This window comes from Arthrobacter sp. MSA 4-2, from assembly GCF_016405885.1.
Taxonomy (GTDB): Bacteria; Actinomycetota; Actinomycetes; order Actinomycetales; family Micrococcaceae; genus Arthrobacter_D.
The window spans coordinates 130,801-148,064 of the sequence record NZ_JAEKGC010000007.1 but is presented as its reverse complement, the minus strand read 5'-3'; the positions used below and the strand labels follow the sequence as shown (position 1 = coordinate 148,064).

General features: G+C 69.6%; 18 protein-coding genes. 4 read left to right on the top strand and 14 right to left on the bottom strand.

The window, feature by feature from the left end:
• The first annotated feature begins 70 nt into the window (after nt 1–70).
• Genes I6N91_RS17475 through I6N91_RS09690 form a run of 3 tightly spaced genes read left to right on the top strand, consistent with a single transcriptional unit; the run spans nt 71 to nt 2,931 of the window.
• Nucleotides 71–1,171 carry a DUF4439 domain-containing protein gene (locus I6N91_RS17475; RefSeq protein WP_198812361.1) on the top strand — a complete coding sequence of 367 codons (1,101 nt, stop codon included), beginning with the start codon at nt 71–73 and terminating at the stop codon, nt 1,169–1,171.
• Nucleotides 1,168–1,890 carry a VIT1/CCC1 transporter family protein gene (locus tag I6N91_RS09695; protein WP_198812360.1) on the top strand — a complete coding sequence of 241 codons (723 nt, stop codon included), beginning with the start codon at nt 1,168–1,170 and terminating at the stop codon, nt 1,888–1,890. The genes I6N91_RS17475 and I6N91_RS09695 overlap by 4 nt, the downstream gene beginning before the upstream one ends.
• 9 nt (nt 1,891–1,899) lie before the next feature.
• Nucleotides 1,900–2,931 (top strand): aminoglycoside phosphotransferase family protein, encoded by a 1,032-nt coding sequence (locus I6N91_RS09690; protein ID WP_198812359.1) that lies wholly within the window; start codon nt 1,900–1,902, stop codon nt 2,929–2,931.
• On the opposite strand, the gene I6N91_RS09685 is transcribed toward I6N91_RS09690, so the two are convergent.
• The 10 genes from I6N91_RS09685 to I6N91_RS09640 all read right to left on the bottom strand — a co-directional run bounded on the left by I6N91_RS09685 (nt 2,918) and on the right by I6N91_RS09640 (nt 12,808).
• A complete protein-coding gene (locus tag I6N91_RS09685; RefSeq protein WP_198812358.1) occupies nt 2,918–3,727 on the bottom strand; it encodes a TSUP family transporter in 810 nt (269 codons plus the stop codon). The genes I6N91_RS09690 and I6N91_RS09685 overlap by 14 nt on opposite strands.
• A 5-nt stretch (nt 3,728–3,732) precedes the next feature.
• Nucleotides 3,733–5,532, bottom strand: a complete 1,800-nt coding sequence (locus I6N91_RS09680; RefSeq protein ID WP_198812357.1) for a proline--tRNA ligase — start codon at nt 5,530–5,532, stop codon at nt 3,733–3,735.
• Nucleotides 5,533–5,684: 152 nt separating this feature from the next.
• Entirely contained in the window at nt 5,685–6,566 is an 882-nt protein-coding gene (locus I6N91_RS09675; RefSeq protein WP_307843306.1) for a GNAT family N-acetyltransferase, read from the bottom strand.
• On the bottom strand, nt 6,541–7,707 hold the full coding sequence (gene ispG / locus I6N91_RS09670; protein ID WP_133403298.1) for a flavodoxin-dependent (E)-4-hydroxy-3-methylbut-2-enyl-diphosphate synthase: 1,167 nt from the start codon (nt 7,705–7,707) through the stop codon (nt 6,541–6,543). The genes I6N91_RS09675 and ispG overlap by 26 nt, the downstream gene beginning before the upstream one ends.
• 100 nt (nt 7,708–7,807) lie before the next feature.
• Nucleotides 7,808–8,098 (bottom strand): YciI family protein, encoded by a 291-nt coding sequence (locus I6N91_RS09665; RefSeq protein WP_120166643.1) that lies wholly within the window; start codon nt 8,096–8,098, stop codon nt 7,808–7,810.
• A gap of 17 nt (nt 8,099–8,115) precedes the next feature.
• Nucleotides 8,116–8,580, bottom strand: a complete 465-nt coding sequence (locus I6N91_RS09660; protein WP_198812356.1) for a hypothetical protein — start codon at nt 8,578–8,580, stop codon at nt 8,116–8,118.
• Nucleotides 8,580–9,350, bottom strand: coding sequence for a helix-turn-helix domain-containing protein (locus I6N91_RS09655; protein ID WP_307843305.1), 771 nt, complete (start codon nt 9,348–9,350; stop codon nt 8,580–8,582). The genes I6N91_RS09660 and I6N91_RS09655 overlap by 1 nt, the downstream gene beginning before the upstream one ends.
• Before the next feature lie 65 nt (nt 9,351–9,415).
• A complete protein-coding gene (locus I6N91_RS09650; RefSeq protein ID WP_198812355.1) occupies nt 9,416–10,762 on the bottom strand; it encodes a site-2 protease family protein in 1,347 nt (448 codons plus the stop codon).
• A 68-nt stretch (nt 10,763–10,830) separates the two neighbouring features.
• On the bottom strand, nt 10,831–12,084 hold the full coding sequence (gene dxr / locus I6N91_RS09645) for a 1-deoxy-D-xylulose-5-phosphate reductoisomerase (protein ID WP_198812354.1): 1,254 nt from the start codon (nt 12,082–12,084) through the stop codon (nt 10,831–10,833).
• A 55-nt stretch (nt 12,085–12,139) separates the two neighbouring features.
• Nucleotides 12,140–12,808, bottom strand: a complete 669-nt coding sequence (locus I6N91_RS09640) for an SDR family oxidoreductase (RefSeq protein ID WP_198812353.1) — start codon at nt 12,806–12,808, stop codon at nt 12,140–12,142.
• A gap of 154 nt (nt 12,809–12,962) precedes the next feature.
• Here I6N91_RS09640 and I6N91_RS09635 point away from each other — a divergent pair, with 154 nt between their 5' ends.
• Nucleotides 12,963–14,285, top strand: a complete 1,323-nt coding sequence (locus I6N91_RS09635) for an HNH endonuclease signature motif containing protein (RefSeq protein ID WP_198812352.1) — start codon at nt 12,963–12,965, stop codon at nt 14,283–14,285.
• A 167-nt stretch (nt 14,286–14,452) separates the two neighbouring features.
• Here I6N91_RS09635 and I6N91_RS09630 read toward each other — a convergent pair whose 3' ends face one another.
• From I6N91_RS09630 to I6N91_RS09615, 4 genes are read right to left on the bottom strand one after another with little or no spacing between them, the layout of a single operon-like run.
• On the bottom strand, nt 14,453–15,274 hold the full coding sequence (locus tag I6N91_RS09630) for a CoA ester lyase (RefSeq protein WP_198812351.1): 822 nt from the start codon (nt 15,272–15,274) through the stop codon (nt 14,453–14,455).
• On the bottom strand, nt 15,271–15,807 hold the full coding sequence (locus I6N91_RS09625; protein ID WP_198812350.1) for a MaoC family dehydratase: 537 nt from the start codon (nt 15,805–15,807) through the stop codon (nt 15,271–15,273). The genes I6N91_RS09630 and I6N91_RS09625 overlap by 4 nt, the downstream gene beginning before the upstream one ends.
• Nucleotides 15,800–16,453, bottom strand: coding sequence for a CoA transferase subunit B (locus I6N91_RS09620; RefSeq protein ID WP_198812349.1), 654 nt, complete (start codon nt 16,451–16,453; stop codon nt 15,800–15,802). Before I6N91_RS09620 ends, I6N91_RS09625 begins: the two co-directional genes overlap by 8 nt.
• 3 nt (nt 16,454–16,456) lie before the next feature.
• Complete coding sequence (locus I6N91_RS09615; protein WP_198812348.1) at nt 16,457–17,239, bottom strand: CoA transferase subunit A; 783 nt, start codon at nt 17,237–17,239, stop codon at nt 16,457–16,459.
• Between the last annotated feature and the right edge of the window lie 25 nt (nt 17,240–17,264).

Below are 17,264 nucleotides of genomic sequence, written 5' to 3'. Positions count from 1 at the left end.
GTACCGACTTTCGGCAGGCGCAGATGTATCGGCGGCTCAAACCGGCCCGATCATGACATGATCTCTTCCTGTGAAGACACCCCCGCCCCGCCAGCGCGTCAACGGGAAAAAGGGGGCCCCTCCCGCCGGTTCCCGGGCGGCCGGACTCCTGGTCCCGGTGCTGGTTTTCCTGCTGGTGACGGGCGCCGGGGTCGCCGCGCTGAGCCCCCGCGGCGGGTCGGAACCGACCTTCACGGAACGGGCGCAGCAGGCCTCCGCCAACCGTGCCCGGGACCTCGCCGCCGACGCCGCCGTGCTTGCCGCCTCCGCGCCGACGGCCGGTTACGCCGAGACAGCGGAGCTGCTTGGGGCGCAGGCGCGCGGCCTCGCCCCCGCCGGCCCGGCCGGCGCGCAGGGGCAGGATTCGGGCACCCGGTCCGGCACCGAGCCCGGCGTTCCAGAGTCGACCGCAGGAAGCACCGCCCCGGCCGTGCCCGTGACCCCTGCGGGGTTCCTCGAGGACCTCATGGCCTCTGCCGGCAGGAACCTCTCCGATGCAGTCAAGGCCGAGCCCGGAATCGCGAGGCTCCTCGCCTCGGTCGGCAGCAGTCAGTGGCAGCAGGCGGCCTCCCTTGGCGCCCTGCTGGGCCTGCCCGTCGAGGCTCCTGGTGCGGCCGGCCTTGACGCGGCCGACTCTCCGGAGTGCACGGATGAACCCCGGGGCAGCGCCGAACAGCGCCGCGCCCTGCTGTCGGCCGTCCGCACCGAGGATCGAGCCGTCTACGCCTACGAGGTGGCCGCCGCACGGCTGCCCGATCCGGAGGTCCTGCTGGCGGCCTCCCGGGAGCACGCTGAGGTTGCCGCCGCGGCCACCTCGGCGCTGGCCGGGCTCTGTGCCCCACCGGCGCCGGTTCCCCCGGCCTACGCCCTGGCCCCGGAGTTCCTCGCCGACCCCGCGGCCGGCATCGCGCGGCTGGAGCAGGAGTTGGGCGTGTTCTACGGTTCGGTGGTCGGTTCGGGCGGACCGGCACTTCGGGGCTGGGCGGTCGGGCGGCTCACCACCGCCGTCCAGCGCAGCTTCGCCCTGGACGGCGTCGCTGAGCCCTTCCCCGGCATTCCCGTCGAGGAGCAGGCGCTGCCCGCGGCGGAGAGCACCGACGGAGCCAACGCAGAGGATACTGGGAAACCATGAGCGGAAATGATGCCTTCCACGACGGCGAACCGCACCGGGGCGCGCTCGCGCAACGCCTGAACCGCCTGCGCGCAGGAGTCCTCGGGGCGAACGACGGCATCGTCTCGGTGGCCGCCGTCGTCGTCGGGGTTGCCGGCGTGACCACCGCCTCCGGGCCCATCCTCACCGCCGGTGTTGCGGCCCTTGTCGGCGGAGCCCTCTCGATGGCCTTAGGCGAATACGTGTCGGTGAGCAGCCAGAGCGACAGCCAGCGGGCCCTGATCGAGAAGGAACGCCGGGAGCTCGAGGAGGAACCGGAGGAGGAACTGCTCGAACTCGCCGGCCTCTACCAGGCGAAGGGCCTCAGCGCCGAGACCGCGATGACGGTGGCGGTCGAACTCACCGAACGGGACGCGCTCGGCGCACACCTCTCGGCGGAGCTGGGCATCGAAGAGGACGACGTCGTCAGCCCCTGGCACGCGGCGTTCGCGTCGGCCGTGGCCTTCACCGTTGGAGCACTGCTGCCGCTGATCGCCGTTATGCTTCCCCCGACCGGGCTGCGGGTTCCCGTCACCTTCGCGGCCGTCCTCGTGGCCCTTGCCCTGACCGGCGGCCTCGGAGCGCAGGTGGGCGGCGGGTCGAAGCTGCGCGCCGCGCTGAGGGTCGTTGTCGGAGGGTTCCTCGCCCTCTCGGCCACCTTCCTGATCGGAAACCTGCTCGGGGCCACAAATCTCGTATAGCGTGCTGGAATGACAGGTTTCGCAGTCGAGCTCCCCGAGGGGCTGAAGCGCGCCGCGCGGCAGCTGCCCGGCGGAAGCGCGTGGCTGCGGAACTGGCCCGGCATCCTTCAGCGGTACCTCGAGGGATGGGAGCTGACCCTCGATCTTCCCTCCGGCCGGCCGCCCTGGTCCGGACAGTGTTCGGTGGTGCTGCCGGTGCGCACCTCGGATGGCACGGAGGCCGCGCTGAAGATCGGCGTTCCGCACGAGGAGTCCCGCACCGAGCCCGAGGCGCTCACGCTGTGGGGCGGCGCCGGGGCCGTGCGGCTGCTCGCCTCCAACACCGCGGACTCGGTGCTTCTGCTGGAGCGCCTCGATGCGCGCCGCCCGCTCGGGTCGCTCCCGTTGGAGCAGACGACGTCGATCTGGGGTGCTCTGATGCGGAGGTTGTCGCTGCGCCCGGACGGGAGGAGCGAATGGGCACAGATCCCCGCGCTCGCCGCCGAGGCCGAGACCTGGACCGACACCCTGCCCGCGGACTGGGAGGCCACCGGCAGGCCGTTCCCGCGGTGGCTGCTTGAGCACGCCCTTGAGACCTGCCAGGTGCGTGGGGCCGTGGGCCGGCGCTCGGCGCGGGACGTGCTGGTGCATTCGGACCTTCACTACGGGAACATCCTGGCCCGCCGCACGCCGGACGCCGGCGCCGGAGATGCTGAAGGAGAGCAGCCGTCGGCCCGCGGCTTCGTCGCCATCGATCCCAAGCCCCTGCTCGGGGACGCCGAGTACGCCGTCGCACCCATGCTGTGGAACCGGATCGGGGACCTCCCGCCCGCCGATCCGGCCGCGGAGCTGCGCCGGCGGTGCGCCGCGCTGGCTGGGTCGGCCGGCCTGGATCCGGAACTGGCCCGCGACTGGGCGGTGGTTCGGGAGGTGCGCAACGCCCTCTACTACCTTGAGCTGGGCTCGCCGGGCGACGCGAGGCGGTCACTCTGGGTGGCGAGTTCACTGCTGGGCCGGACGCTGCCGGACCTCCCGCCGGCGCACCTGCTCAGCGCTCCGTGAGCGGCCTGAGGTTTTCGATCCACACGTCGTAGCCGAGCTTCACGATCAGGGCGCCGACCACGACGAGGAAGATGATGCGGATGAACCGGCTCCCGCGGGTGATGGCCATCCGGGAGCCGAGATACCCGCCGACCATATTGGCCGCCCCCAGCAGGAGCCCGAGGCCCCACAGGATGGAGCCGTGCGGCAGGAAGAACACCAGGGCGCCGAAGTTGGTGGCCATGTTGACGATCTTGGCCTTCGCACTCGCCCCCAGGAAGCTGTAGCCGAGCAGCGTCACCATCGCGATGACGAGGAACGAGCCGGTACCCGGGCCGATCAGTCCGTCATAGAACCCGATCACGCCGCCGATGGCCCCCGCGGTCCCGTAATGACGCCGGCCCGAATACTTAAGCTTCGTCAGGGTTCCGACGGTGGGCCGCAGCCCGGTGAAGACCGCGACGGCGATCAGGGCCGCGACGATGATCGGCTTGAACACCGACGAGGGCAGCGAGGCCGCCAGCACCGCCCCGCCGAAGCTGCCCGCCAGCGCGATCAGCGCCATGGGAACGGCGGTGCGAAGGTCGGGGTGGGCACGGCGGTAGTAGGTGATGGCGCTCGTCGTGGTGCCGAAGATCGAGCCCATCTTGTTCGTCGCCAGCGCCTGGACGGGCGTGATGCCCGGCACCAGGAGCAGCGCCGGCAGCTGCAGCAGCCCTCCCCCGCCGACAACGGCGTCGATCCAGCCGGCGGCCAGGCCCGCGATGAGCACCAGCAGGATCGTCGCCAGCTCGATTTCCTCGAGCCCTGAGACCACCGGGGCTAGCCGTTCAGGAGGGTGCGGAGGTGCTCCAGCGCCTCGCCGACGGCGACGGTTGTGGCTTCACCGGTCCGCCGGTCCTTCACCTCGATCACGCCGTCGGCCAGGCCGCGGCCCACAACGACGATCGTGGGGACACCGATCAGTTCGGCGTCGCCGAACTTCACGCCCGGTGAGACCTTGGGCCGGTCGTCGTACATCACGTCGAAGCCGGCGGCCTCGAGGTCGCCGGCGAGCTGCTCGGCGGCGGCGAAGATTTCCTCGCCCTTGCCGGTGGCGACGATGTGCACATCGGCGGGGGCGACGTTGCGGGGCCAGATGATGCCCTTGTCGTCGTGGTTGGCTTCGGCCAGTGCGGCCACGGCCCGGGTGACGCCCACGCCGTAGGAGCCCATGGTGACCGTGGCCAGCTTGCCGTTGGCGTCGAGGACCTTCAGGCCGAGGGCCTCGGTGTACTTGCGGCCGAGCTGGAAGATGTGGCCCATTTCGATGCCGCGGGCGGCCTCGAGCGGCCCGGAGCCGTCCGGGGCCTCGTCGCCTTCGCGTACCTCGACGGCCTCGATGGTGCCGTCCCAGGCGAAGTCGCGGCCTGCGACCAGCCCGAAGACGTGCCGTCCGGGCTGGTTCGCGCCGGTGATCCAGGTCGTGCCGGAGACAATGCGCGGGTCGACGAGGTAGCGCAGCCCGGTGCTGCCCTCCAGTCCGAGGACCGCACCGCCGAGGCTCTCGCCCGGGCCGATGTAGCCCTTGACCAGGCCGGGGTGCTTCTTGAGGTCCTCATCGGTCGCGGCTTCGACGGCGACCTCGCCGCCCACCTCGAGGTGGCTGCCGATGGTGGCCTCCATGCGCTTGAGGTCGACGGTGCGGTCCCCGGGCACGCCGACCACGAAGATCTCGCGGCCGCCGGTGGGCAGCAGTGCGGCGAGGACGACGTTCTTGAGGGTGTCAGCAGCCGTCCAGGGCTGGCCGTCCCGCGGAGCAACCGCGTTGGCGGAGTTCACCAGCGTCTCGATGGTGGGGGTGTCGGGGGTGTCGAGCACCTCGGCCGTCGGGGCGCCGGAGTAGTCGATTGCGGGGGGCACGACGGTGGTGACGGCCTCGACGTTCGCGGTGTAGCCTCCGGCGGAGCGGACGAAGGTGTCCTCGCCGATCTCGGTGGGGTGGAGGAATTCCTCGCTCTTGGAGCCGCCCATGGCGCCGGAGGTCGCCGTCACCGGGATGACCTCGAGTCCGAGGCGTTCGAAGATGCGCAGGTAGGCCTGCCGGTGCAGCTGGTAGCTGCGGTCCAGGCCGGCGTCGTCGATGTCGAAGGAGTAGGAGTCCTTCATGATGAATTCGCGGCCGCGGAGCAGGCCGGCGCGGGGCCGGGCCTCGTCGCGGTACTTGTTCTGGATCTGGTACAGGCTGACCGGGAGGTCCTTGTAGGAGTTGTAAAGGTCCTTCACCAGCAGCGTGAACATTTCCTCGTGGGTGGGGGCCAGGAGGTAGTCGGCGCCCTTGCGGTCCTGCAGGCGGAAGATGCCGTCGCCGTACTCGGTCCACCGGTTCGTGACCTCGTAGGGTTCCTTCGGCAGCAGGGCCGGGAAGTGGACCTCCTGCGCGCCGATGGCCGCCATCTCCTCACGGATGATCGCTTCAACCCGGCCCAGGACCTTCAGGCCCAGCGGCAGCCAGCTGTAGATCCCCGGCGCGGCCCGCCGGATGTAGCCTGCGCGCACCAGCAGGCGGTGGCTTGCCACTTCGGCTTCAGCAGGGTCTTCACGCAGGGTGCGCAGGAAAAGGGTTGAAAGTCGTAGGACCACGCTGGGGAATCCGTTTCTTCGAGACAGGCCCCGACCGGGCGGGGAACAACAGGTACCAATCTATCGGCTCCGGCGCTCCGGAAACGACAGCCGCTCCAGCCGCAGCCCTGCCTCCCCGGCGGTGGAGGGGCCGGCTTGCAGGAGAGCAGGTGTTAGAGCAGGACGGTGGCGAAGGTTCCGGCCTCGGTGAATCCGACCCGGCGGTAGGAGGCGATGGCGCGGGCGTTGTAGGAGTTGACGTAGAGGCTGACCGTCGGCGCAAGGGCGCGGGCCGCCACTGCGACGGCCGCCATGTAGCCGGCGCTCAGGCCCCTGCCCCGGTAGTCCGGATTCATCCAGACGCCCTGGACCTGGACGGCCTGCGATGACACAGTGCCGAGTTCCGCCTTGAAGATCACGGCTCCGTCGTCCGCGAAGGCGGCCAGGGAGTGCTTCCTGCGGATGAGCGAGGCGACGCGGCGGCGGTAGTGTTCGGTGCCGCCGATGTAGGGCGAGTAGCCGACCTCCTCCTCGAACATTGCGGCGCAGGCGGGCAGCAGGACATCCAGCTCATCGGGCCGGGTGAAGCGTATTTCCTGTGCCGGCTCAACCGCGGGTTCGCTGTCCAGCGTGAGCAGCGGCTGGACCGGGCGCAGGTCGAAGGGCTCTGAGGCATAGTCCTGAAGGGTTGACCAGAGTGCCAGCACGCCGGCGGCCGGCCCGAAGATCGAGGAGAAGCTGCGGCCCGAGCGGCCCAGGTGTTCGCCGAACTCGGCTCCGGTCTCTGCTGTCACGCCGACAGGGATGAGGTTCACCCCGGCCCAGCAGGCGCATTCCAGTCCGCCGTTGCGGTACATGCCCACGATATGGCCGCCCACCGCCGAGCCCGCGGCGCTTCCGGTGGCTTCGAGGTGCGCCGCGAGGAAGACGTTGGCCACCGGATCCCGGTTCACGAGGGCCCACAGGGCCGCGGTGTCCTGCTGTTCGAGGACGCGGAAGGACCACGGCCCGACAGGGTCGGCCGGTGCCTTAGCTAACGGTAACCACGGGGCCACCCGGGACAGCATTTTCGCCATCGGTCTCCCCCATCTCCTCCGCGATCCGCATTGCTTCTTCGATGAGTGTTTCGACGATCTGGTCCTCGGGGACGGTCTTGATCACTTCGCCGCGGACGAAGATCTGTCCCTTGCCGTTGCCGGAGGCCACTCCGAGGTCGGCTTCGCGGGCCTCGCCCGGGCCGTTCACCACGCAGCCCATGACGGCGACGCGCAGCGGGACCTCCATGCCTTCGAGTCCGGCGGTGACCTGGTCCGCGAGGGTGTAGACGTCGACCTGGGCGCGGCCGCAGGAGGGACAGGACACGATTTCGAGCTTGCGCGGCCGGAGGTTCAGCGACTGCAGGATCTGGTTTCCGACCTTGACCTCCTCCACTGGAGGAGCCGAGAGGGACACGCGGATGGTGTCGCCGATGCCCTTGGAGAGGAGCGCGCCGAAGGCTGTGGCCGACTTGATGGTGCCCTGGAAGGCCGGTCCGGCCTCGGTCACCCCGAGGTGGAGCGGCCAGTCGCCGCGTTCGGCGAGCAGCTCGTAGGCGCGCACCATGATCACGGGGTCGTTGTGCTTGACCGAGATCTTGAAGTCGTGGAAGTCGTGCTCCTCGAACAGGGAGGCTTCCCAGACGGCCGACTCGACGAGGGCCTCAGGGGTGGCCTTGCCGTACTTCTCCATCAGGCGCGGATCGAGCGATCCGGCGTTGACACCGATGCGGATCGAGGTGCCTGCGGCCTTTGCTGCGGCGGCGATCTCCTTGACCTGGTCGTCGAACTTGCGGATGTTGCCCGGGTTGACGCGGACCGCGGCGCAGCCGGCGTCGATCGCGGCGAAGACGTACTTCGGCTGGAAGTGGATGTCGGCGATCACCGGGATCTGGGACTTCTTGGCGATGATCGGCAGTGCGGCCGCGTCGTCGGCGGAGGGGCAGGCGACGCGCACGATGTCGCAGCCGGTCGCCGTCAGTTCGGCGATCTGCTGGAGCGTCGCGTTGATGTCGGTTGTCGGCGTCGTGGTCATCGACTGGATGCTGATCGGGGAATCCGAACCCACCCCCACCGAGCCGACCTTGATCTGGCGGGTTTTGCGCCGCGGGGCGAGTACGGGCGGGGGCGCTGCTGGCATTCCTAGGCTGACCGAAGTCAAAACATCCTCCATGTGGCGGCATTAGCCGCGTGGCAGTCCGATTTTCCTGATCCCATTATCCACCCCGGAGAAGTCGGTTCTCCTAGTTGAAGGACGAAGCTCACACGTACTTGGCGAAAGCACCGACGACGGGGTTCCACTCCGTGGTCTTCACGGCGGAGATCGCCTGGGCCCGGGTGAAGGGGTCCTCGCTCACCAGCTGGTGCAGATCGTCCTCGGAGTCGGCGGTGAAGACCAGCAGGGCTCCGGTCCCGTCGGCGAACGGCCCGGAGGCCAGGAGCCGTCCCTGCTCGACGAGACGGGCCAGCCACTCCCGGTGGGCCGGTCGGTGCTCGGCCCGAAGGTCGGACTGGTCGGGGCTGTAGACGTACTCGACGGCGAAAACACTCATAAACCCACCCTACGTGATCAGAGCAGGTAGTTCGCCGCGAGTGAGGCCACGCCGGCGGCCCACAGCATTGAGGTCAGAGTGCCGATGATGAAGCGTTCGGCGGCCGCCGGGGTTTCCTTGAGTTCGGCGTACCGGCCCAGGCCCTTGATCGCCACCACGTAGGCGATGGCCACCGGCTCCCCGGTGAGGATGGCGGTGGCGACGGCGAGCCGTTCGAGCACGCCGATGACGAGTCCGCCGCGGAGGACCCCCGCGGGGAGCTCAGGCGGCGGCGCCGGTGCGGGCTGCGCCCCCTGCTCCCAGGGGTTGGGCCGGGGCGGGGCCGGGAAGGCGAGCTGGGGCTGGTCCGCCGGTTCCGGCCCGGATTCATTGAGGCGTTCCTGGGCATCGACGGTGCGGGCGAGGCGCAGCACCAGCGTGGTGACCGGCCAGCCTAGGCCTCCCGCGACGGCGAGGGTGAGGACGATCCATAGCAGGTCCATCAATTTCCCTCTCCTTCCGCTTCGGCAGCCGCGGAGTCCGGCCCGGCCACAGTGGGGGTTCCGCCGGAGCCGTGCAGGTTTCCGCCGGGGGTGCCGGGGGCATCTGTGTCGCGGTGTCCCGCGTCCCCGGGGCGTCCAGCACCCGCTGCGGCCTTCCCGTCGACTGTAGGCTCTGCGTCCGACGCTTTATCCGCCCATGCCAGCAGGAGCGCTGCCGCGGGACGGGCCGCCCATTCCTCGGTCCAGGCCGAGCGCGCCACGGCCTTGCTGACCGACTGCGGTGCGATGCCCAGTTCCCTCGCGGCGGCCGTCTGGCTCCCCCACTTGCCCGGCTGCAGCCGGTCGAGGATGCGCCACTCGGCCCGCGAGCGGTGCATGACGTGGCGCCCGATCAGTGCAAGCACCCCCTCGGCTTCGGCGGCTCCGGGCGGGCCCTCCACGGCCAGCGGAGCGCGGTCGCCGGTCTTCTTGGCCCGCTCGACGGCGGTACGCGCCGCCACGAAGGCGCTGCCGCGTCCCTCCCGGGGGCTGGCGGGCAGGGGATGCTCGATGCCGCCGATCCCGAGGCCCACGTACCAGCCGCCCTGGCGCAGGCACAGCAGCGCCGCTTCGATGGCAGCCTCGGCCGATGCGGGAATGCCCTGCGCCTCGTCGCCGACCGAGCGCTCGAAGGGTGTGACCACATCGACCCCGCGGAGCAGCTCCAGGAGGTCGGGGACGCGGTCGACGTCGTGCTGACTGCCGGCCTGGTCGATCGTGAGTACGAACACGGGCCCGAGCCTATAAGGCTGAAAGCCGATTTTCAACCATATTGGGGTTCAAATGAATTTACACCCTAGCCAAAGAGGGCAACCGGCTTCACGATGTCGGCGTAGATGAGCAGGATGCCCATGCCCATCAGGAGGACGGCCACCGCGTAGGTCAGGGGCAGCAGTTTGGCCATGTCGAACGGTCCCGGGTCGGGGCGGCGGAAGATCCGGGCCACGGTGCGCCGCAGCCCCTCCCACAGGGCGCCGGCGACGTGTCCGCCGTCGAGCGGGAGAAGGGGGATGAGGTTGAAGACGAACAGCGCGAGGTTGACTCCGGCCACCAGCCCGACGAGGGTCGCTGCCCGTGCCTTGAGGGGGATTTCCTCCATGGCGGAGACCTCGCCGGCGATCCTGCCGACGCCCACCACGCTGATCGGGCCCTCCGGGTCGCGGGGTGCGTCCGAGAACGCGGCCTCCCCGACATCGACCACCCGCTGGGGCAGGTTCAGCACGACGCCGGTGACCCGGGCCAGGGAATCCCCGACCGCGGGCAGGACCTCGCTGGCCGGCTGCGGCACCAGCTCCTGCTGGGAACCGATGCCGATGAAGCCGACCTCTTTGGTGATCGGAGTGCCGTCGGCGTCGACGCGGGTCTGGCCGTCCGGCCCCGCCACGGGCCGCGCGGTGAGCAGCGGGGTGATGGACGAGCTGCGCGTCTCCCCGTCGCGGACGTAGCTGATCGGAACGCTGCGGCCCGCGGCCTCACGGATCCACTCCGAGAACTGGCCCCAGCTTTCGACGTCGCGGCCGTCGAAGGTGAGGATGCGGTCACCGGGCTGCAGTCCCGCCTCGAACGCGGGGGCGGCCGGGTCGCCGTCGGCGCAGTCCGTCTGACCGGTCTCGGCCTGCCGGTCGGCCGGAACCACGCACTTGTAGACCTCGGCGACGGTCGTCGTCGCCTGGGCGGTCCCGAAGCCCATGATGAGGACGGCGAACAGGACTATGCCGATCAGCAGATTCATCAGGGGTCCGCCGAGCATGATGATGATGCGCTTGTGGATCGGGAGTTTGTAGAAGACGCGCTTTTCGTCGCCGGGCTGCAGCTGCACGGCGGCGGCCTGGCGTGCGTCGTTGGTCAGCTGCTGGAAGACGCCGGTGCCGGACTGGCGGGCCCTGCCTTCGTCGTCGGTCGGCCCCGGGGGAAACATTCCGATCATCGAGATGTAGCCGCCGGCGGGGATCGCCTTGATCCCGTACTCCGTCTCGCCCTTGCGGCGGGACCAGATGGTGGGGCCGAAGCCGACCATGTACTGGGTGACGCGGACCTTGAACAGCTTGGCCGGCACCAGGTGCCCCACCTCGTGGAGCGCGATGGACGCACCGATGCCCACCACAACGAAAAGCACTCCGAGGATGAAGAGCAGAATAGACAAGGCGTTTCCTTCGAGTTCGTGTTCCGTCGGGGTTGTGCCGGACGCCGGTGCGTCCGGCAGGCGTGTCCCTATCCGGCGGAGGTTTCCTTCACTCCACAACGGGCGCGGGCGGAGGCCCGTGCCCGGCGTTCGGCGTCGAGCACCGCCTCAAGGGTGATGCCGCCGGCGTCGGCGCCGCCGGGCGCCGCCCCGGTGTGCCCGGAGTCACTGGTCTCGGCCACCACCGCGGCGACCGTATCGACGATGTCGGTGAAGCCGATGATGCCCGCGTGGAAGGCTTCGACGGCTTCCTCGTTGGCGGCATTGAACACCGCCATCGACGTACCGCCCGCCGCGGCCGCCGCCTTCGCGAGGCGCACGGCGGGAAATGCTTCCTCATCGAGCGGCTCGAAGGTCCAGCTTGCGGCGGTGCTCCAGTCACAGGCTGCGGCGGAACCGGGGACACGGTAGGGCCACCCGATGCCGAGCGCGATCGGAAGGCGCATGTCCGGCGGCGAGGCCTGGGCGATGGTGGAGCCGTCGATGAACTGGACCATCGAATGGATGACTGACTGGGGGTGCACCACGACGTCGATCCGGTCCAGCGGAATGTCGAAGAGCAGGTGCGCCTCGATGACCTCGAGGGCCTTGTTCACCATGGTGGCGGAGTTGGTGGTGACCACCCTGCCCATCGTCCAGGTGGGGTGGGCCAGCGCCTGGGCCGGGGTGACCGCGGTGAGGTCGGGTCGGGACATTCCGCGGAAGGGCCCGCCCGAGGCGGTGAGCACCAGCCGGTCGACCTCGTCCGGGAGGCCCGACCGGAGGGCCTGGGCGAGGGCCGAATGCTCGGAGTCGACCGGCACCAGCTGCCCGGGTGCCGCGGCGTCCTTCACGAGCTGCCCCCCGACGATCAGGGACTCCTTGTTCGCCAGGGCCAGCAGGTGCCCTGCCCGCAGGGCGGCGAGGGTGGGCGCGAGGCCGATCGAACCCGTGATGCCGTTCAGGACGACGTCGGCCTCGGGCCAGGCGCCCAGGCGCTGGGCCGCGTCGGGTCCGGCAACGATCTCCGGGGTGTAGCCGCGCACTCCCGCGGCGTCCGCGGCCTTGCCGACGGCCTGTTCGAGTTCGCTTTCCGTACACAGGGCGGCCCCGACCGCCGGGGCGCGGGTTGCCACGGCCTGCTGTGCCAGCATGGCCGGGTTCCGGCCCCCGGCGGCGAGCGCGGCGACGCTGAACCGGTCCGGGGCTTGGGCGATCACCTCAAGCGCCTGGGTGCCGATGGAACCGGTGGATCCCAGGATGACGACCCGGCGGTGGCCGCGCGGAAGCTTGGTGAAGTCCATGGCCCAAGTATCCCGCACGGCGCGCCGTCGGCAGAAACAAACCGGGCGGCCGGCGCTAGGCGAGCGCGCTGACGGCGTCGCGCACGGTCTGCTCCCCCGAGGTGAGTTCGAGGACCACCGAGCGGCCGGTGTTGCCGACCAGGAGCGCGGCGAGGACGGAGGCGACGTCGGCGCGGGGGATGGAGCCGAAGCCGGTCTTGGCGGCGAGCTTCACCCGGCCGGTCCCCGGTTCGTCAGTGAGCCCTCCTGGCCGAATGATCGTCCAACTCAGCTGCTTTCGGGCCTGCAAATCCTGTTCGGCGGCAAGTTTGGCCAGCAGGTAGGCGTAGAAGACGTCATCCATGCCGTCGGGCCGGACGCCGCCGTCGACGGAGTCGGCGCCCATCGAGGAGATCTGCAGGAAGCGCCCCACTCCGGCGAGTTCCGCGGCGTCGGCGAGCAGCACCGAGGCTGCGCGGTCTACGGTGTCCTTGCGATCTATGCCGCTGCCCGGCCCTGCTCCGGCGGCGAAGACGACGGCGTCGGCCCCGGTGAGGACATCGGCCACTTCCTGGGCGGTGGCCGACTCGAGGTCGAGAACCACCGGGTCGGCCCCGTCCTGCTCGAGGTCTGGCGCGTGGTCGGGGTTGCGGATCAGTCCGGTGACGTAGTGGCCCTGTGCCACCAGCCGGCGGGTCAGTTCGCGGGCAATTTTTCCGTGGGCTCCTGCAATCACTGTTCTCATATGGGGACAACGGTTGTGGCCCCGGGCACATTCCCCGTGCTCGATATGTGAACCTGTCGGCGGCGCTGGTCGGGTGCGCCCGAGGACAGACGTCAGGCCGTTGCCACGCCAATCGACCCGCCAAAATGTCAGTGGCGGGTGACAGAGTGGGGTTATGGAAGCACCGACGCAGCCATCCACCACCCGGGAAATTCCCGTCCCGGCGGGGCTCAGCGGTGCAATCCAGCTGTTTTCCCCCGAACTGCTCGATAGACCCGGCCTCGTGGCCGCCCTCGGGAAAGTCGAGTCTCTGATCAACTGGGCACAGGCGGGCCAGGCACGGATCCTGCACCTGCTTGAACAGAACTTCCTCGACGCCGCAGGCGGCAATTCCCTCCCGCAGCCTGCCGGGACCAACGGGAGCACCCGGGCAGCGCTCCGCCGGCTCGACGAAGACCTCGCAACAAGCCTCGCCGCCACGGAGGCCGCGTGTGCGCTGCGCATTCCGGAGCGCACGGCACTCGGGAAGCTGCGGACCGCCCGCCTGCTGTGCGAGGACTTCCCGGCAACCCTCCTGGCCCTGCGCAACGGCCAGGTCAACTACCGCCAGGCGGAGATGATCGTCGACGAAGCACTCCTGCTGCCACCCGATGCCCGGGCCGGCTTCGAGGAGCACCTGCTTGCCGGTGCTCCGGCCCAGACGACGGCCGAGCTGGCCCGCAGCAGCCGGCGCGAGCGGGAGAAACACCACCCCGAGACGATCCAGCAGCGAACAAGGAAAGCAGCAGCCGACCGGAGGGTGTCCCTCGCCCCCGACCTCGATGGAATGTGCTGGTTCTCCGCCTACCTTCCCGCGGACACGGCGGCGGCCGCCTACAACCGCCTGACCACCCTGGCCCGGGCGGTGCAGGGCCCGGATGAGCCGAGGACTCTCACCCAGCTGCGGGCCGATGTCCTTGCCGATCTGCTGGTCAAGTCCGCCCTCCCGGCGGGTGGAAGCGACCCATCCGCCCCGGCCGACGTTCTGGTCACCATGGATGTCCAGACCCTCCTGGGTGTCGCCGACCACCCCGCCGAGCTCGAGGGATACGGGCCCATCAGTCCGGACACAGCGCGGGAACTCGCGGCACTGTCCGGCAGCTTCCTCCCCCTGCTGACCTGCGAGGGCCGGAACGTGCTGGCCATGGGCCGGAAGGCTCGACTGCCATCCACGACGCTGCGGAGGTGGCTCCGGTACCGCGACGCGACCTGCCGGTTCCCCGGGTGCGGCCGGTCGGCGGCGCACTCCGACATCGACCACAGCATTCCATGGTCACGGGGCGGGCGGACGGACCACGGAAACCTCGCCCATCTCTGCCGCAAGCATCACATGTACAAGTCGGCGACCGGCTGGAACCTCCTCGAGAACGACGCCGGCACCCTGAAGTGGAAGTCACCCGCCGGCCGCCACTACACGACGGCGCCTCCGGGACAACTGGCCGAGCCACCTCCGTTCTGACGCGGGCCGCTCCCCCGGCCGGAAGGAGCGGATGGACTCGGGAGGACACGCCCTGGACGAGCAACCGCGCATCTCATGAACAGACTGCGCATCGCATAGACGGTGTGGTCCCCGAATAGCGCCCATCTCCATATGCTCCGCCTGCAGTGACGCTTCAGGCCGTGACGTCAGTCGCGCAGCCGGGAGAGCACCTGCTCGGCGTGCCTCAGGATTGGGCCGTCGATCATGCGCCCCTGGTACTGAAACACCCCGCCCCGGCCGGCGGCCTCACGCAGCAGGTCACGTGCCTGCTCAACTTCCTCATCACTCGGCGCATAGGCCCTGCGCACCGGCTCGGCCTGACTGGGATGGATGCAGGCCTTCGCGAAGAACCCCGATGCCGCGGCATCCTCTGCCTCGGCCGCGAGCCCGTCAAGATCGGGGATATCGAGGTACACGGAGTCGATGGCGGGAATGCCCGCGGCCCCTGCAGCGAGGAGGACCTGCGAGCGGGCGTGGGCGGCCACTCCGCGGTAGGCGCCGTCCTTGCCGCGGCTCGAGGTACCCCCGAGCGATGCGACAAGATCCTCGGCGCCCCACATCAACGCGGTGACGTTGGGCTGGATCGCGATGTGCGGTGCCTTGAGGATCCCCGCGGCCGTCTCGCACAGGGCGATCACGTCATAGGACGGCAAGTGCAGTCCGACATCGCGGAGGTCACCACCTGATCCGGCCTTCGCCAGCATGACCGTGCGGTAGGAGGTACGGCGCAGCGCCGCGCAATCGCGCAGGAAGTCGCCTGTCGGTACCGGATTGATCCGCACGATGGTGCGCTCCGGATCCAGCGCGCTGTCGACGAGCGCCTCCCGCGCCGCCTCCTTGTTCTCCGGCGCGACGGCGTCCTCAAGGTCGAGGATGACGGCGTCGGCCCGCTCGGCGGCCTTGCGGTACCGCTCCGGCCTGTCCGCCGGACAGAACAGCAGCGACGGACCTATCGTGAAGCCGCTCACGAGCCCGCCGCCTCGCGTCCGGCCGGCTCAGATCCTGCAGCCTCATGCCCTGCCCGTGACCACATCAGGACCGAGCGCTCCGCGGAAGCGACGACGACGCCGTCCTGGTTCCGGCCGGTGTGCACCATGGTGACGATGCCCTGTCCGGGGCGGGAGGACGATTCCCGCACCCCGGTGATCTCCGTTTCGGTGTACAGGGTGTCGCCGTGGAAGAGCGGATGGGGAAACCGGATGTCCGTCAGCCCGAGCTGGGCCACGATGGTGCCCTGGGTCAGCTGGGTGACCGACTGGCCCACGAGCGTCGCCAGCGTGAGCATCGAGTTGACGAGCCGCTGGCCGAAGGGCTGGCCCTGGGACCAGGCGGCATCGAGGTGAAGGCCCTGTGTGTTCATGGTGAGGGTCGTGAAGAGCACATTGTCGGCCTCGGTCAGCGTACGGCCCGGACGGTGGGCGTACCTCACCCCCGTCTTCAGCTCATCGAAGTAGAGCCCGCGCTGCACGATCACCTCGCCCGGCTCCTGCGCCTCACCCATCGATGCGGACCTCAAGCGGAGCGCCGGTCCGGGCGATGACTTCGTCAACGCTCACGCCCGGTGCCGTTTCGCGCAGCACGAGCGTTCCGCCCCCGCGGGTGGCATCGACGTCGATCACCGCGAGGTCGGTGATGATGCGGTCGACACAGCCCTTGCCCGTCAGCGGGAGGGAGCAGCGTTCAACGATCTTGGGATTCCCGGTGCGGTCGACGTGCTCCATCATCACAATCAGCCGCTTGGCGCCGAACACGAGGTCCATGGCACCGCCCATCCCCTTGACCATCTTGCCCGGGATAACCCAGTTCGCCAGGTCACCGTTCGCCGCGACCTCCATCGCACCGAGCACGGCCAGGTCGACGTGGCCGCCGCGGACCATGCCGAAGGACGCGGCCGAATCGAAGAACGACGCACCGGCGTTGACAGTCACGGTCTCCTTGCCGGCGTTGATCAGGTCGGGGTCCAGCTGCTCTTCCGTCGGATACGGTCCCACCCCGAGGATGCCGTTCTCGGAGTGAAGCACAACCTCGACGGACTCCGGAATGTAGTTCGGGATCAGCGTCGGCATTCCGATGCCGAGGTTGACGTACTGGCCGTTTTCGAGCTCCCGGGCCACGCGGGCCGCGAGTTCATTCCTGGTCAATGCCACGTCTCAGGCCTCCTTGGCTGGTGATGGTTCGGTGGCCGACAGCGAGACGGTTCGCTTCTCGATCCGCTTTTCGACGTCGGGCGCGTGCACCACCCGCTGCACGAAGATCCCGGGGAGATGGACGTGTTCGGGATCGAGCTCCCCCGGCTCCACCAGTTCCTCGACCTCCGCGATGGTGATCCGCCCGGCCTGGGCGCACAACGGATTGAAGTTCGCGGCCGTCGCATGGAAGACGAGGTTGCCGTGGCGGTCGCCCTTCCAGGCGTGGACCAGCGCGAAGTCGGGGCGCACCGATTCCTCGAGCACGTAGTCGACGCCGTCGAAGGTCCGGACCTCCTTGGGTTTGGAGGAGATGAGAACGTTCCCATCGGCGTCGTACTTCTGCGGCAGCCCGCCCTCGCTCACGAGGGTGCCCACCCCGGCGGTGGTGTAAAACGCCGGGATGCCCGCGCCGCCGGCCCGGAGCTTTTCGGCGAGGGTGCCCTGCGGGGTCAGCTCGACCTCCAGTTCGCCCGAAAGGTACTGGCGGGCAAACTCCTTGTTCTCACCCACGTAGGAGCTGATGGTGCGGCGGATCCGGTGGTCCATCAGCAGGACACCGAGCCCCCATTCGTCCACCCCGCAGTTGTTGCTGATCGTTTCAAGGTTCCCGGTGCCCTGCGCGTGCAGGGCGTCGATCAGAACCGAGGGAATCCCGCACAGGCCAAACCCGCCCACGGCGAGGCTTGCCCCGTCCTGGATGTCGGCGACGGCCTCCGCGGCGCTTGCCACAACTTTGTCGATCACTGCTTCTCCTTCAACTCCATTGCTG